The following is a 15,218-nucleotide window of genomic DNA, read 5'->3' as shown; positions in this document are numbered from 1 at the left end:
GCCATAAGCGGATTTCCGCTCATCCCCCCAAAACCATCAGCGACTTTCCGCTCAAAAAAACCTCGCAACCCTTCTATCCCGGGCCTTCATCCACATGGCACAGCTTCTGCTATAGCCCAAGCCAGGCAGTGCTCAGGCACGCTTCATAAAAACAACTAGATGAAGGATCCTTCAATGGATAACTCCAATACCTTGCCTCTGGGGTCGGCTGCTGCGCCGGCGAAAGAACGCACGACCTCCAGCCGGATCAAATCGATCTTCAGCGGCTCCGTCGGCAACATGGTCGAGTGGTATGACTGGTACGTCTATGCCGCCTTCTCGCTGTACTTCGCCAAGACCTTCTTCCCCAAAGGCGACACCACCGCCCAATTGCTCAACACCGCCGCGATCTTCGCCGTGGGTTTTCTGATGCGCCCTATCGGCGGCTGGCTGATGGGCCTCTACGCCGACAAAGTCGGGCGTAAAAAAGCCCTGATGGCTTCGGTCTACCTGATGTGCTTCGGCTCACTGTTGATCGCCCTGAGCCCAAGCTATGAACTCATCGGTATCGGTGCGCCCATCCTGCTGGTATTTGCCCGCTTGCTGCAGGGGCTGTCGGTAGGTGGCGAGTACGGCACCTCCGCCACGTACCTCAGCGAGATGGCGACCCGCGAACGCCGCGGTTTCTACTCCAGCTTCCAGTACGTCACCCTGATCTCCGGCCAGCTCATCGCGCTGGGCGTGCTGATCGTGCTGCAGCAAACCCTGACCACCGAACAGCTGTATGCCTGGGGCTGGCGCATTCCGTTCGCCATCGGCGCCCTGTGTGCAGTGGTGGCGCTGTATCTGCGTCGCGGCATGGAAGAGACCGAGTCGTTCACCAAGAAGGAAAAAGCCAAGGAAAGCGCAATGCGCACCTTGATGCGCCACCCCAAGGAACTGCTCACCGTGGTCGGCCTGACCATGGGCGGCACCCTGGCGTTCTACACTTACACCACCTACATGCAGAAATACCTGGTGAACACCGTCGGCATGAGCATCTCCGATTCCACCACTATCTCGGCGGCGACGCTGTTTCTGTTCATGTGCCTGCAACCCCTGGTAGGCGGGCTGTCGGACAAGATTGGCCGGCGCCCGATCCTGATCGCCTTCGGCGTCCTCGGCACCCTGTTCACCGTGCCTATCCTCACCACCCTGCACACCATCCAGACCTGGTGGGGCGCGTTCTTCCTGATCATGGCCGCGCTGATCATCGTCAGCGGCTATACCTCGATCAATGCAGTGGTCAAAGCCGAGCTGTTCCCGACCGAAATCCGCGCCCTCGGCGTTGGCCTGCCGTATGCCCTGACCGTGTCGATCTTCGGCGGTACCGCTGAATACATCGCCTTGTGGTTCAAGAGCATCGGCATGGAGACCGGCTACTACTGGTACGTGACCGCGTGTATTGCGGTGTCGTTGCTGGTCTATGTGACCATGAAAGACACCCGCAAGCATTCGCGGATCACCACCGACTAACTGGATGATGAGATAAAACCTGTGGGAGGAGGCTTGCCCCCTCCCACATTGGATATGATGTGGGCTCCAGAATTGAGAGCAGGACCGGCCCATGTCCGACGATATCCACTTCTACGAACCCGCCAACGGCCACGGCCTTCCCCATGATCCGTTCAATGCCATCGTCGGCCCACGTCCGATCGGCTGGATCTCGTCACACGACCGCGAAGGTCGCCTGAACCTGGCGCCTTACAGTTTCTTCAACGCGTTCAACTACGTCCCGCCGATCATTGGGTTTTCCAGCGTCGGGCGTAAAGACAGCCTGAACAATATCGAGCAGACCGGCGAGTTTGTGTGGAACCTGGCGACCCGCCCGCTGGCCGAGCGGATGAACCAGAGTTGCGCGGCTGTTTCGCCGGACGTGAATGAATTCGAACTGGCCGGCCTGACGCCGGTGGCTTCGAAAGTCGTCGGCGTACCGCGAGTGGGCGAGAGCCCGGTGTCGTTCGAATGCAAGGTGACGCAGATTATCCAGCTGCAACGCGCCGACCAGCAATTGGTCCCCAGCTGGCTGGTGCTGGGCGAAGTGGTCGCGGTGCATATCGCCAAATGGCTGCTCAAGGATGGGATCTACGACACGGCAGCCGCCGAGCCGATTCTGCGCGGTGGCGGCCCGGCGGATTATTTCCAGTTAGGCCCTGAAGCGCTGTTCAAAATGTACCGACCAGGCGCCACAAAACCCTGACTGAAATGCAATCAAATGCGGGAGGGGGCTTGCCCCCGATGACTAGGTATCAGTTGCAAATTTGCTGGCTGACAAACCGCTATCGGGGGCAAGCCCCCTCCCACATTTAGTCAGCGGCAGGCGCCCAAACCAGTTGGCCTTCCGCATCCACATCGACCAGGCGCTCAAGCTCCACCGCCGCCGCATCATCGGCATCGGACGCGGTCTTGAAGGTCTGACCGTCCAGGATCTTGTGAAACCTCGGAGCGCCCATGCCATCGAGTGCCTTGACGGCAACGGCGGCGCTGTAGCCACTCTCTCCCGGTACGACGGCGGAAACGGCTTCGTGGTGGGCAAACTGTTTACGTGCCATGTTGCAGGTCCTGGCCAATGAAAAGTCGGCCATTCTAACCCCTAACCGGCCAGTTGCAGGTACTCGCCGTAGGCGTTGACGGCGGATGCGTCGGTGAAGGTCTGGAAGTCCATGCTGCGCACGACCATGTCGTTCAACAACTCGGTGAAGATCATCAGGGCCGGGGAATTGAAGTAGGCGCTCATCGCCTGCTCGCTGCTCCATAAACCTGTGACCAACCACACATCGGGGTCGACCTGGGAATGCTGCAACGAAAATTGCAGGCAACCCTGAGCCTGTCGGCCCGGTTCGATCAAACTGCTCAAGCGTGCACCCAGCTCGGTGCTGCACCCGTTACGGGCACGGATAAAGGCCATATGGCTCGCGGGAATGGGGGTGGACATGTTCGACTCTCCCGTTGAGAAGTGATGCTCGGCAAGCACTGTGAGGGCGTGTTGCCACAGGATCAAAGATAGCGGCGCAGGGTAGGGCGCGGTTAGTCAATTCCTGCAGGCTTATTGCACAATCCTGCGAGAAGCGTAGGCAGGACGCTTGCGCAGCCGTTTTATTCCACGCCCGAGCGGCTTGTTTCAGGGACATGACAGGCGCTTTGCTTGCCTGATTCACGAAAGGCCGCAGGATCAGGCAAGGATTGTGCAGAATCGACGTAACACTGTTTGCAACTCCACCGCTAAGCTGAGCCCCATCAAACCCGCGTGTAGAGGACGCCTCATGTCGTCGCCCGACCTTAAGCCCACGCCTCTCGATGCCGAGATGGAAAAGCAGCGTGCCGAACTGGCCAGCATCGTGCACCGCCATACCTGGGAAGACGGTTCCTACGGCACGGCGATCACCTCGCTGTACCTCAACCGCCACAACACGCCGCGCGACTTCATGCCGGTGCTGGTGGAGCCGGCATTGTGCATCCTCGCCAGTGGCAGCAAGGAAGTGCGCCTGGCCGATGAAATCTTCGCCTATGACCCGCTCAACTATCTGGTGTTCTCGGTGGCCATGCCGGTGGCCGGGCGGATTATCGAGGCCACGCCGGAAGACCCCAACCTGTCGGTGCGCATCAATATCGACCCGGCCCAGCTCACCGCATTGATTGCCGAAGCCGGGCCGATGGGCGTGCCGTCGCGTCCCACGTCCCGTGGCATGTACGTCGACCGCATCGACAATCAACTGCTCGACGCCGTGCTGCGCCTGACCCGCCTGCTGGATACGCCCAAAGATATCGCGATGCTTGCGCCGCTGATCAGCCGCGAAATTCTCTACCGTTTGTTACGTGGGCCCCAGGGCTATCGCCTGTATGAAATTGCCGTCGCCAACAGCCAGAGCCACCGGGTGAGCCAGGCGATCAAGTGGTTGAACGGCAACTACGAACAGCCGCTGCGCATCGATGACCTGGCCCGGGAAGTGAACCTGAGCGTCTCGACGCTGCACCACCGCTTCAAGGCGATCACTGCCATGAGCCCGCTGCAATACCAGAAACAGCTGCGCCTGCAGGAAGCTCGGCGACTGATGATTGCCGAAGGGCTGGAGGCCTCGGCGGCGGGGTATCGAGTGGGGTATGAAAGCCCGTCGCAGTTCAGCCGGGAGTACAGCCGGTTGTTTGGTGCGCCGCCCTTGCGCGACTTGGCCCGCTTGCGCCAAAGCATCTGACACAATGAGTTTCAAAATGTGGGAGGGGGCTTGCCCCCGATTGCGGTGGGTCAGTTGCAAATGAGCTGACTGATACACCGCTATCGGGGGCAAGCCCCCTCCCACATTGGTCCGCGTTCAGTCAGTCCAATCCGCGGGGTAGCTTCAGGGTGACGCGCAGGCCGCCTTCGCGCAGGTTCTGCAAACTCACTTCGCCCCCATGGCTGTGGGCAATGTTGCGCGCAATGCCCAACCCCAGCCCATAGCCCTGCTGCTGCCCGGCCAGGCGAAAGTGGGGCTCGAACACTTGTTCCAGGCGCTGTTCCGGCACGCCGGGGCCTTCGTCGTCCACGTGCAGGATGAACTCGGCGCCATCGTCCTCGATGTGCAAATGGGCGTTTTGTCCGTATTTCAGCGCATTGTCGATCAGGTTGCCAATACAGCGCTTGAGCGCCAGCGGCTTGCCCGGGTAGGTGGCCAGGGCCTGCCCATGCTGGGTCACTCGCCCGTTGCCGTTGGGCGCAAGGTAGGGCTCCACCAGGCATTCGAGGACGTGGTTGAGGTCCACCGGCTGGATGTTCTCGTGGATATCGGTGTCTTTCACGCATTGCAGCGCGCCCTTGACCAGCAATTCCAGCTCATCCAGGTCACGCCCGAACTTGGTCTGCAGGTTCTCATCGTCGAGCAGCTCCACGCGCAGGCGCAGGCGCGTGATGGGTGTGCGCAGGTCGTGGGAGATGGCGCTGAACAACTGGCTGCGCTCGGTCAGGTAGCGGCTGATGCGCTCACGCATGGCATTGAACGCACGCCCCACTTCCACCACTTCACTGCCGCCGCCTTCGGCCACCGGTTCCACATCCGCGCCCAGGGACATGTCCCGCGCCGCCCGCGCCAGGCGCTTGAGCGGTCGGCTTTGCCAATGCACCAGCAGGCCGATAAACAGCAGCAGGAAGCCGCTGGTCAACACGATAAACCACACCTGCTGGGCGGGCAGGCCCTGCTCTTCAAGGCTGGTGTAGGGTTCGGGCAACAGCGAGGCGATGTACAGCCATTCCCCCTGCGCCAGCTGAATCTGGGTGACCAGCACCGGCGGGTTGACCGGCTCCAGGGTCAGCGCGTAGTGGGCCCAGGAGCGCGGCAGTTCGTCGAGCTTGAGGCCGGCATTGAAGATGCGCAGGTCTTCGGCGCTGACGAACTCCACCGAGATATGCACATCGGCGCCGAGGGTCTGGCGCAACACGTCGTCCACAGCCACCAGCACCGCCTGCTTGCGCGGGGTTTCGGGCAATACCTGCATGTCCAGCGGACGATCATTGAGGGTCACCACAAAACGCGTGCCGCCCATGCTGCGCAACTGGTCGAGCACCAGCGGGCGATAGGCCACCGGCAATGAACGGAAGTAACTCACGCTGGCGGTCATCGAATGCGCCAGGCTACGGGCGCTGGTGACCAGGCCTTCCAACTGCGTGGCGCGCAGCTGCGAGAGCCAGATCACGCTGGACAGCGCCTGGGCGAACAACACGGCGAGCAAGGTCAGCAGCAACATGCGCCCCAGCAACGAGCGTGGCACGGGAAAACGGCGGCGGCGTTCGCTCAGGTGTTCAGTGGGCATTGCCGGCAACCACGCTGGCTGCCAATTGATAGCCGCTGCCGCGCACGGTGCGGATCAGTCGCGCAGGTTTCTCGGTATCGCGCAGGCGTTGGCGCAGGCGGCTGACGGCCATGTCGACGATACGGTCCAACGGCATCAGGTCGCGGCCACGGGTGGCGTTGCCGATGGTGTCGCGGTCGAGGATCTGTTGCGGGTGGTCGAGAAACAGCTTGAGCAAGGCAAAGTCGGCACCGGAGAGGATCACCTCTTCGCCGTCCACGTGAAACAGGCGGTGGCTGACCGTATCCAGGCGCCATTCGTCGAACACCAGCACTTCGCCGCCGCTGCTGCGTTCCTGGCCGAACTGGCAGCGACGCAGCAGCGCCTTGATCCGCGCCTGCAACTCGCGGGGGCTGAACGGCTTGCCGATATAGTCATCGGCGCCCAGTTCCAGGCCGATCACGCGGTCGGCTTCGTCGGAACTGGCGGTGAGCATGATGATCGGCACCTGCGCCTGGCGCGGGTGCTGGCGAACCCAGCGGCAGAGGCTGAAACCGTCTTCATCCGGCAACATCACATCGAGGATCACCAGGTCGCACGGCGCCTCGCTCATCGCCTGGCGAAACCCCGCGCCATCGGCCACGCCACGGACCTGGAAGCCGGCGCGACTGAGGTAGGTCTGCAGCAATTCGCGGATTTCCTGGTCGTCGTCGACGAGGAGAATGGATTTACTGATTGCGCTCACGGGGTCCTCCTTGTTATGGGGTGTTCTTGAGGGCCTCATCGGGGGCAAGCCCCCTCCCACCTATCGAGTTGTGAATACCTTCAAATGTGGGAGGGGCGGTGCGACGATTCGACTTGCCCCCGATGAGGCCCTCACAGCCTAGGCAAATGCCTGCTCAAGCGCCACACCCGCCCCGGTCAACCCGGAATACGGTGCCGTCACCAACCATACCGGGATGCCCTTGAAGTAGTCGCTCATGCAGCCTTTATCGGCGAAGCTCCTGGCAAAACCGCTGTTGATAAAGAAGTCGGCAAACCTCGGTATCACCCCGCCCACGATGTACACGCCACCACGCCCGCCGGTGGTCAGCACGTTGTTGCCCGCCACCCGGCCCAGCCAGATGCTGAACTGGTCCAGGACTTCCATCGCCACCGGATCGCCGGCCAGGCCCGCCGCCGTGATGGCTTCGGGCGTGTCCAGCACCGGTGTGTGGCCGTCCACCGCACAGATCGCCCGGTACAGGCGCGGCAAACCGCCGCCGCTCAAGGCGGTTTCGGCGCTGACATGGCCGATTTCGCTGTGGATGTGCTGCCACAACTGGGTTTCGCGCGCACTGCTCAGGGGCAGGTCGACATGGCCGCCCTCCCCCGGCAATGCCGCAAAGCGCCCTGCGCCAAGGTCCAGCAGGGTGCCGACGCCCAGGCCGGTGCCCGGGCCGATCACCACCGCCGGGCGCAACGGTTCCGGGGTGCCTTCGCACACCACGCGGAATTCGTCGGGCTGCAGGCGGGTCATGCCCAGGGCCATGGCCGAGAAGTCATTGACCAGCAGCAATTCATCCACCTGCAACGCCTGGCAAAACGCGGTCTTGCTCAGGCGCCAGTGATTATTGGTGAACTTGAATTCATCGCCGCTCACCGGCCCGGCCACCGACAGGCAAACTGCGCCGATATCGCCGATATTCAAGCCTTCTTCCGCCAGATAGAACCTGATCGCGTCTTCAGGGCTGGCGTAGTCCGCCGTGGCATGCACACGAATCGAATGCAATGCCTGATCCCGCCACAACGCAAAACGGGCGTTGGTACCGCCGATATCACCGACCAGCGCTAACTTCACTTAAGCGTCTCCAAGGCAGAGGTAAAGGCGCTGGCGCCCTGCTCTGCGGAGCTTGCGGCCAAGCGCATGAATGCAAACAACTCGCGACCGGCGCCCACGTTATTGCCCAACAGGCCGGTGGCAGGCGTACGCGCTGCAAATACGTCGGCGTCCACCTTAAGCTCCAGGGTGCCGGTGACGCCATCGACGCGAATGATATCGCCATCCTGGACCCGTGCCAGCGGCCCGCCGCTCTGGGCTTCGGGGTTGACGTGGATCGCGGCGGGAATCTTACCCGAGGCGCCGGACATACGCCCGTCTGTTACCAACGCCACTTTGAAACCACGGTCCTGCAACACGCCCAGGAACGGGGTCATCTTGTGCAATTCGGGCATGCCGTTGGAGCGCGGGCCCTGGAAGCGCATCACCGCAACGAAGTCTTTTTCCAGTTGGCCCGCCTTGAAGGCATCGGCCAGGTCCTGTTGATCCTGGAACACCACCGCCGGGGCTTCGACCACCTGATGCTCCGGTGCGACCGCAGACACTTTCATCACCCCACGGCCCAGGTTGCCTTCCATCACACGCAGGCCGCCTTCGGGCGAAAACGCACGGGCCACGGGACGCAGGATGGTTTCGTCGAGGCTTTCGATGGGGCCGTCGCGCCAGATCAGTTCGCCGTCGACCAGGAACGGCTCCTGGGTGTAACGGCTCAAGCCCTTGCCCGCCACGGTGTTGACGTCTTCGTGGAGCAGGCCGGCTTCGAGCAGTTCACGGATCAGGAACGACATGCCGCCCGCCGCCTGGAAGTGGTTGATGTCGGCCTTGCCGTTCGGGTACACGTGGGACAGGGTCGGCACCACCTCGGAAAGGTCGGCCATGTCCTGCCAGGTCAGGATGATGCCCGCCGACATGGCGATGGCCGGCATATGCAGGGTGTGGTTGGTCGACCCGCCCGTGGCGTTGAGGGCGACGATTGAGTTGACGATGGATTTTTCGTCGACGATCTCGCCGATCGGCGTGAAGTTGCCGTTGGCCTTGGTCAGGCGCGTGACCTGGTGCGCGGCCTCGCGGGTCAATGCATCACGCAGCGGCGTGTACGGGTTGACGAACGAGGCGCCCGGCAGGTGCAGGCCCATGACTTCCATCAACAGTTGGTTGGTGTTGGCGGTGCCGTAGAAGGTGCAGGTGCCGGGGCTGTGGTAGGACTTCATCTCCGACTCCAGCAGCTCTTCGCGGCTGGCCTTGCCTTCGGCGTAGCGCTGGCGCACATCGGCCTTCTGCTTGTTGGAGATACCCGACGGCATCGGCCCGCCGGGCACGAAGATCATCGGCAGGTGACCGTAGCGCAGCGCGCCCATCATCAGGCCGGGGACGATCTTGTCGCAGATGCCCAGCATCAGCGCGGCGTCGAACATGTTATGGGACAGCGCTACCGCCGTGGACATGGCGATGACTTCACGGCTGAGCAGGCTCAGTTCCATGCCCGGCTCGCCCTGGGTCACGCCGTCGCACATGGCCGGGGTGCCGCCGGCGAACTGGCCGACCGAGCCGACTTCGCGCAGGGCTTTTTTGATCTGTTCAGGGAAATGTTCGTACGGCTGATGCGCCGAGAGCATGTCGTTATATGAAGAAACAATTGCCACGTTGGCGGCATTCATCATGCGCAGGCTGTTTTTGTCCTCGGTGCCGCAACCGGCTACGCCATGGGCAAAGTTGGCGCATTGCAGCTTGCCGCGCATCGGACCGTCGCTGGCGGCGCCGCGAATGAGCGCAAGGTAGGCCTGGCGGGTGGCGCGGCTGCGGGCGATAAGCCGTTCGGTGACCTCAAGAACGCGGGGATGCATGTATAGAACTCCAGGCTAACGGATGTGGCGACCTGAGAGTCTATGCTGATCAAACGCCCACGGCTCATGGGATGGCAGGGGGTCGTTTGGATCATCGGACCAGTTGATTCAGGTCACTCGTTGTAGATTGAACAAAATATTGCCACTAAAAAGGCTTGTTTTCTATTTTTATGCGAATAATCTTGTAATTCTTACAACAAATCGACGACAGGCACTTTTCCAATGACTCTACGTATCGCAATCAATGGTTTTGGCCGTATCGGCCGTAATGTCCTGCGCGCACTGTATACCCAAGGCTATCGCCAGGATTTGCAGATCGTCGCCATCAACGACCTGGGCGACAGTTCGATCAACGCCCACCTGCTCAAATACGACACCGTACATGGCACATTCGACGCAGAGGTCACCCACGATCAGGAAGGCCTGACCGTCAACGGTGACCGGATTGCCGTGAGTGCCATTCGCAACCCGGCCGACCTGCCGTGGGCCGCGCACAAGATCGACGTGGTGTTCGAATGCACCGGCCTGTTCACCGACCGTGACAAGGCTGCCGCCCATATCAGCGCCGGCGCGCGCAAGGTGATCATCTCCGCACCGGCCAAGGGCGCGGACGCGACCGTGGTCTATGGCGTAAACCATGACATTCTGCGTCAATCGCACCAGATCATCTCCAACGCTTCTTGCACCACCAACTGCCTGGCGCCGGTTGCCCAGGTGCTGCACCGCGAACTGGGCATCGAAAGCGGCCTGATGACCACTATTCATGCCTACACCAACGACCAGAACCTGACCGACGTCTATCACACCGACCCGTACCGTGCGCGTTCGGCGACCCAGAACATGATCCCGAGCAAAACCGGCGCCGCCGAAGCCGTCGGCCTGGTATTGCCTGAACTGGCGGGCAAGCTGACCGGCATGGCCGTGCGCGTGCCGGTGATCAACGTATCGCTGGTGGACCTCACCGTACAGCTGAAAAAAGAAGCCACGGCCGACGAAGTCAACGCGCTGTTGAAACAGGCCAGCCAGCACTCGAAGATCCTCGGCTACAACACACTGCCGCTGGTTTCCAGTGACTTCAACCATAACCCGCTGTCGTCGATCTTCGATGCCAACCACACCAAGGTCAGCGGCAAGCTGCTCAAGGTGCTGGCGTGGTACGACAACGAATGGGGCTTCTCCAACCGGATGCTGGATAACTGCCTGGCGCTGTGTAACGCCGAGTAATGCTCGGACTGTAGGAGCGAGCTTGCTCGCGAAGAACGCATAAACACCGCGTTCATTCAGGCTGCCAGCGTTATCGTTGACGACCTTCGCGAGCAAGCTCGCTCCTACAGGATTAACGCTTAGCAAAGTGCCACTTGCCATTTCAGTTGATGATAAGCATTATCATTCACTGCATGTCAGTCTGGTATCACTGTGAGCCAATCTCGCTTCAACCACGTCTTTCTCGCCCAACGGGTGATCCTGCTGCGCACGCTGCAGCGCATGGTGAATAACCACAGCACCGCCGAGGACCTGTTGCAGGAAACCTACCTGCGCGTGACTCGGGCCTTGAGTGAACGGCCGATCGACCACCTTGAACCCTTCGTCTACCAGACCGCGCGCAACCTGGCGCTGGACCATCTGCGTTCGCGCAGGATCCAGGCCCGCACCCTGCAGGAAGATGTCCCGCTGGATATCCTGCAAAGCGTCGCCGCCCCCATCAGCACGCCCGAAGACGCCACCCAGGCCGAGCAATTGCTTGAGCACCTGAGCGTCAGCCTGGGCCGACTGAGCGCGCGCCAGCAACGTATCTTCATCCTCAGTCGCCTCCACGGTTGCAGCTACCAGGAGATTGCCGATCAGTTGCAGGTGTCCTTGAGCACCGTGCAAAAGGAACTGAAATTGATCATGGCCATCTGTGTAGGTGTGGCCGAACGGTTGGATCAGCCTTAAGCTCCATCCGACAGAGGTATCGATCCAAGCTGTAGGAAATAATGAATAAAACGTGGCGAAGACCCGAGGAACACCGTGACGGACCCGAATAAACTGCGCCCCCATGAGCTGGCTCATGAGGTGCTGCAAGACACAGCCATGGACCAAGCGCTCGATTGGCTGATCGCCTTGCAGTGCCCGCAACCCGGCCAGCAAGCCGCTTTCCAGGCCTGGCTGGCGCAGGACGCGGCGCATGCCCATGCGTTCAGCAAGGCCCAGTCCGCCTGGGGTGGCGCGCCGGTGCACAGCGCCGCCGTGGCGTTGGCCGCGCCGCGCAGACCAAGCGCCTGGCGCCGGGTCAAACCGCATTGGAAACCCCTGGCCACCGCTGCCGTGCTGCTGCTCGGCCTGTTCAGCTTCAGCAACCTGCCGGTACGCCTGCAGGCCGACCACCTCACCGTGGTCGGTGAGCGCCAGCGTCTGCAACTGGATGACGGCTCCAACGTACTGCTGAACACCAATTCGGCATTTTCCAGCCGCATCCAGGATCATCAGCGCATCGCCCGCCTCTACCAGGGCGAAGCGTTTTTCGACATCGCCCCCGCCCGTGGCCTGCCGCTGGAAATCGACGCCGGCCCGGTGCGCGCCAGCGTGCGCGACACCGCATTTGCCGTGCGCTATCTGGACGGCGAAGCCCAGGTGCAAGTGCAACGCGGTGATGTCGACCTGAGCAACACCTTCGACGACGCCCGGGTGCGCCTGAGTGCCGGCCAAAGCATTCGCGTCGGCCCCAAGGGCTTTAGTCAGCCGGCCAAGCTGGACGCCGGCAAGGACCTGGCCTGGGTCCAGGGCCGACTGGTGTTCGAAAACTGCCCGATGAGCGAAGTGCTGGCGGAGTTGCGCCGCTATTACCCGGGCTGGATCGTCAACACCAACGACAAGCTCGCCAGCGTCGCCGTCACCGGTAACTATCGCCTCGACCAACCGTTGGACGTGGTGCGTTCCCTGGCCCACATCACCTCGGCCAAGCTGTCGGAATACCCGGCGCTGGTGATTTTGAACTGAATGAGAAATATTTTTACTCGATGTTAACCGGCGATACGTCTCGTTATAGCCAATGCAACTGATTCCTATTTGGTTTCTTTTCGCAACTATAAGATTTGTATTTCCGGAGCGCTCTCAATGTCCTCTTGTTTCAACCGCCGGTCTTGTTCCCCCGTTCTGTCCTTGCTGACCGCCGCCATCCTGCTGGCCGGCGGGCCGGCAATGGCCGCCACTGCCGCCGAACCTGCGCCGCGCAGCCACGGCAACTACCACTTCAGCATCGAACAGCAGCCGCTGGTGGCGGCGCTGAACGCGTTTACCGGCGTGACCGGCTGGCAAGTCGGCCTGCCGGCCGAGTTGGGCCAGGGTGTGTCGTCCCCGGGGGTGCGCGGTGCGTTGTCGCCGGAGAAAGCGCTGGAGCGGCTGTTGGTGGGGACCAACCTGAGCTACCGCAAACTGGGCAACAACAACATCGTCCTGGAAAAACGCGCCGCCGGCAGCGCCCTCAACCTGCAGCAAGTGACCATCAGCGCCACCCGTACCGAGCAGGCTGTCGACAGCGTACCGAGCATGGTCAGCGTGCACGACCGCCAGGAACTGGATCGCCAGAACGTCAACAACAGCCGTGAGCTGGTACGCTACGAACCGGGCGTGTCCGTGGGCGGCGCCGGCACCCGCTCGGGCAACGCGGGCTATAACATTCGCGGTATCGACGGCGACCGCATTCTGACCCAGGTCGACGGCGTGGAAGTGCCGGACAGCTTCTTCAACGGCCCCTACGCCAAGACCCGGCGCAACTACGTCGACCCGGAAATCGTCAAGCGCGTGGAGATCCTGCGCGGCCCGGCGTCGGCCCTGTACGGCAGCAGCGCCATCGGTGGCGCAGTGAGTTATTTCACCCTCGACGCGGATGACATCATCAAGCCCGGCCAGGACGTCGGCGCGCGCCTGAAAACCGGCTACAGTTCCGCCGACGAAAGCTGGCTGACCTCCGCCACCGTCGCCGGCCGCGTGCAGGATGTCGACGGCTTGCTGCACCTGAGCCAGCGCAACGGCCACGAAACCGAATCCTATGATGGCAACAACGCCACCGGCCTCGCCCGCACCGGCGCCAACCCGGAAGACGCGCGCACCACCAATGTGCTGGCCAAGTTGGGCTGGAATTATGGCGACGACAACCGCCTGGGCCTGACCTACGAAAAATACAAGGATGATCGCGACGTCAACCTCAAGAATGCGGTAGGCGGCCCGTTCATTGGTGGCCGTGGTTTCAATCTGTACCGTGACCGTCGCGGCAACGACACCATTACCCGCGAACGCTTCGGCCTGGAAAACAGCTTCGCCCTCGAGTCGCCGGTCGCCGACCGCATCAAGACCAGCCTCAATTACCAGATCGCCAAGACCGACCAGACGACCGCCGAAATCTATCAGTCCGGCCGCCGTGTCTTGCGCACCCGCGACACGCTGTACGAAGAAAAACAGTGGGTCTTCGATGCACAGCTGGACAAGGCCTTCAGCCTCGGCGACACCGATCACCAGGTGACCTACGGCACCACCCTCAAGCAGCAGAAAGTCACCGGCTCCCGTGAAGGCGGCGCCACCTGCCTGGCGGTCGGCAGCGGCTGCACCGCCATCGGCGCGCCCAGCCCGATGGCCAGCGACAGCGTGAAGAAATCCAGCGACTTCCCCGACCCGACCATCAACACCTATTCGCTGTTCGCCCAGGACCAGATCACCTGGGACAAGTGGACCTTCCTGCCCGCCGTGCGCTACGACTACACCCGGCTCAAACCCAAGCTGACCGAGGAATTCCTCAGCACCGTGAACCCCACCGGAGCGGACACGGTCGACGGCAAGGACAAAACCTGGCACCGCGTCACGCCCAAGTTCGGCCTGACCTATGCCCTGACCGATCAATACACCTGGTTCGGCCAGTACGCCGAGGGTTTCCGCACCCCGTCCGCCAAAGCGCTGTATGGCCGCTTCGAAAACCTCAACCTGGGCTACACCGTGCAGCCCAACCCCGACCTCAAGCCGGAAACCAGCAAGGGCATCGAAACCGGGCTGCGCGGCAAGTTCGACGAAGGCTCGTTCGAGATCGCCGTGTTCTACAACAAGTACCGCGACTTCATCGACGAAGACAACGCAGTGGTCGGCGGTACCGTCGAACAGTTCAAGGCCGTGAATATCAAACGCGCCACCGTCAAGGGCGCCGAAGCCAAGGGCCGCCTGAACCTGGATGCATTCGGCGCGCCGCAAGGCCTGTACACCCAAGGCGCGATCTCCTACGCCCGTGGCCGCAACAACGACAACGGCGAGCCGCTCAACAGCGTCAACCCGCTCAAGGGCGTCTTCGGCCTGGGCTACGACCAGGACAACTACGGCGGCCTGGTGAGCTGGACCCTGGTCAAGAAACAGGATCGCGTCGACAGCAGCACCTTCCACGCCCCCGACGGTGACACCAGCGGCCCGTTCAAGACGCCGGGCTTCGGCATTCTTGATCTGACCGCCTACTACAAGGTCACCAACGACGTGACCGTCAACGGCGGCATCTACAACCTCACCGACAAGAAGTACTGGAACTGGGATGACGTGCGCAGCTACGACAGCGTCGGCGAAGCCGCAGTGACCGGCCCGGCCAACCTTGATCGGCTGACCCAGCCGGGACGCAACTTTGCGATCAACCTGATCTGGGACATCTGACGAGACCTGCCGCACCTCGCCGCGATGATCGTGCGGCGAGGTGAGGATTTTTTACTGTGCCGCGTCTCCCTGTTCGTCTAGTTGATAACCGCTCTCTTTAGAGCCACAAGGCG

At 61.9% G+C, this 15,218-nt stretch carries 13 protein-coding genes; 7 read left to right on the top strand and 6 right to left on the bottom strand.

The window, feature by feature from the left end; translation table 11 throughout:
• Positions 1-174 precede the first annotated feature (174 nt).
• Positions 175-1,494: an MFS transporter gene (locus tag BFQ00_RS25920; RefSeq protein ID WP_065935142.1), complete on the top strand. Its 1,320-nt coding sequence runs from the start codon at positions 175-177 to the stop codon at positions 1,492-1,494.
• 91 nt (positions 1,495-1,585) lie between these two features.
• Entirely contained in the window at positions 1,586-2,218 is a 633-nt protein-coding gene (locus tag BFQ00_RS25915; protein WP_065935141.1) for a flavin reductase family protein, read from the top strand.
• A 106-nt stretch (positions 2,219-2,324) separates the two neighbouring features.
• Here BFQ00_RS25915 and BFQ00_RS25910 read toward each other — a convergent pair whose 3' ends face one another.
• Positions 2,325-2,570, bottom strand: a complete 246-nt coding sequence (locus tag BFQ00_RS25910; RefSeq protein WP_065887570.1) for a hypothetical protein — start codon at positions 2,568-2,570, stop codon at positions 2,325-2,327.
• Between the two features lie 41 nt (positions 2,571-2,611).
• Positions 2,612-2,953: a putative quinol monooxygenase gene (locus BFQ00_RS25905; protein WP_065887569.1), complete on the bottom strand. Its 342-nt coding sequence runs from the start codon at positions 2,951-2,953 to the stop codon at positions 2,612-2,614.
• A gap of 328 nt (positions 2,954-3,281) precedes the next feature.
• On the opposite strand from BFQ00_RS25905, the gene BFQ00_RS25900 reads away from it, so the two are divergent.
• Positions 3,282-4,211, top strand: a complete 930-nt coding sequence (locus BFQ00_RS25900; RefSeq protein WP_065935140.1) for an AraC family transcriptional regulator — start codon at positions 3,282-3,284, stop codon at positions 4,209-4,211.
• Positions 4,212-4,332: 121 nt separating this feature from the next.
• Here BFQ00_RS25900 and BFQ00_RS25895 read toward each other — a convergent pair whose 3' ends face one another.
• The 4 genes from BFQ00_RS25895 to edd form a co-directional block, all read right to left on the bottom strand.
• Positions 4,333-5,760, bottom strand: coding sequence for an ATP-binding protein (locus tag BFQ00_RS25895; RefSeq protein ID WP_205929255.1), 1,428 nt, complete (start codon positions 5,758-5,760; stop codon positions 4,333-4,335).
• A 31-nt stretch (positions 5,761-5,791) separates the two neighbouring features.
• Positions 5,792-6,526 carry a response regulator gene (locus BFQ00_RS25890; RefSeq protein WP_065935139.1) on the bottom strand — a complete coding sequence of 245 codons (735 nt, stop codon included), beginning with the start codon at positions 6,524-6,526 and terminating at the stop codon, positions 5,792-5,794.
• A gap of 138 nt (positions 6,527-6,664) precedes the next feature.
• Positions 6,665-7,621, bottom strand: a complete 957-nt coding sequence (locus tag BFQ00_RS25885; protein WP_065887565.1) for a glucokinase — start codon at positions 7,619-7,621, stop codon at positions 6,665-6,667.
• Entirely contained in the window at positions 7,618-9,444 is a 1,827-nt protein-coding gene (gene edd / locus BFQ00_RS25880; RefSeq protein ID WP_065887564.1) for a phosphogluconate dehydratase, read from the bottom strand. Before edd ends, BFQ00_RS25885 begins: the two co-directional genes overlap by 4 nt.
• A 222-nt stretch (positions 9,445-9,666) precedes the next feature.
• On the opposite strand from edd, the gene gap reads away from it, so the two are divergent.
• The 4 genes from gap to BFQ00_RS25860 all read left to right on the top strand — a co-directional run bounded on the left by gap (position 9,667) and on the right by BFQ00_RS25860 (position 15,105).
• The gene (gap, locus tag BFQ00_RS25875; protein WP_057723881.1) at positions 9,667-10,668 is read left to right on the top strand and encodes a type I glyceraldehyde-3-phosphate dehydrogenase; all 1,002 of its coding nucleotides are present in this window, start codon (positions 9,667-9,669) and stop codon (positions 10,666-10,668) included.
• Between the two features lie 192 nt (positions 10,669-10,860).
• Positions 10,861-11,379: an RNA polymerase sigma factor gene (locus BFQ00_RS25870; protein WP_065887562.1), complete on the top strand. Its 519-nt coding sequence runs from the start codon at positions 10,861-10,863 to the stop codon at positions 11,377-11,379.
• Between the two features lie 75 nt (positions 11,380-11,454).
• Complete coding sequence (locus tag BFQ00_RS25865) at positions 11,455-12,423, top strand: FecR family protein (protein WP_065887561.1); 969 nt, start codon at positions 11,455-11,457, stop codon at positions 12,421-12,423.
• A 117-nt stretch (positions 12,424-12,540) separates the two neighbouring features.
• Positions 12,541-15,105 carry a TonB-dependent receptor gene (locus tag BFQ00_RS25860; protein ID WP_065935138.1) on the top strand — a complete coding sequence of 855 codons (2,565 nt, stop codon included), beginning with the start codon at positions 12,541-12,543 and terminating at the stop codon, positions 15,103-15,105.
• The last annotated feature ends 113 nt before the right edge of the window (positions 15,106-15,218 follow it).

The organism is Pseudomonas sp. 28 E 9, from assembly GCF_900004785.1.
GTDB classification, from domain to species: Bacteria; Pseudomonadota; Gammaproteobacteria; order Pseudomonadales; family Pseudomonadaceae; genus Aquipseudomonas; species Aquipseudomonas orientalis_A.
The sequence above is the reverse complement of the archived record's forward strand: the minus strand, read 5'-3'. Positions and strand labels throughout refer to the sequence as shown.

What these genes read in the sequence shown, in the direction of transcription:
- gap (WP_057723881.1), top strand. Translation starts at nt 9,667, where the DNA reads ATGACTCTACGTATCGCAATCAATGGTTTTGGCCGTATCGGCCGTAAT.
- BFQ00_RS25860 (WP_065935138.1), top strand. Translation starts at nt 12,541, where the DNA reads ATGTCCTCTTGTTTCAACCGCCGGTCTTGTTCCCCCGTTCTGTCCTTG.
- BFQ00_RS25905 (WP_065887569.1), bottom strand. Translation starts at nt 2,953, where the DNA reads ATGTCCACCCCCATTCCCGCGAGCCATATGGCCTTTATCCGTGCCCGT.
- BFQ00_RS25910 (WP_065887570.1), bottom strand. Translation starts at nt 2,570, where the DNA reads ATGGCACGTAAACAGTTTGCCCACCACGAAGCCGTTTCCGCCGTCGTA.
- BFQ00_RS25915 (WP_065935141.1), top strand. Translation starts at nt 1,586, where the DNA reads ATGTCCGACGATATCCACTTCTACGAACCCGCCAACGGCCACGGCCTT.
- edd (WP_065887564.1), bottom strand. Translation starts at nt 9,444, where the DNA reads ATGCATCCCCGCGTTCTTGAGGTCACCGAACGGCTTATCGCCCGCAGC.
- BFQ00_RS25900 (WP_065935140.1), top strand. Translation starts at nt 3,282, where the DNA reads ATGTCGTCGCCCGACCTTAAGCCCACGCCTCTCGATGCCGAGATGGAA.
- BFQ00_RS25920 (WP_065935142.1), top strand. Translation starts at nt 175, where the DNA reads ATGGATAACTCCAATACCTTGCCTCTGGGGTCGGCTGCTGCGCCGGCG.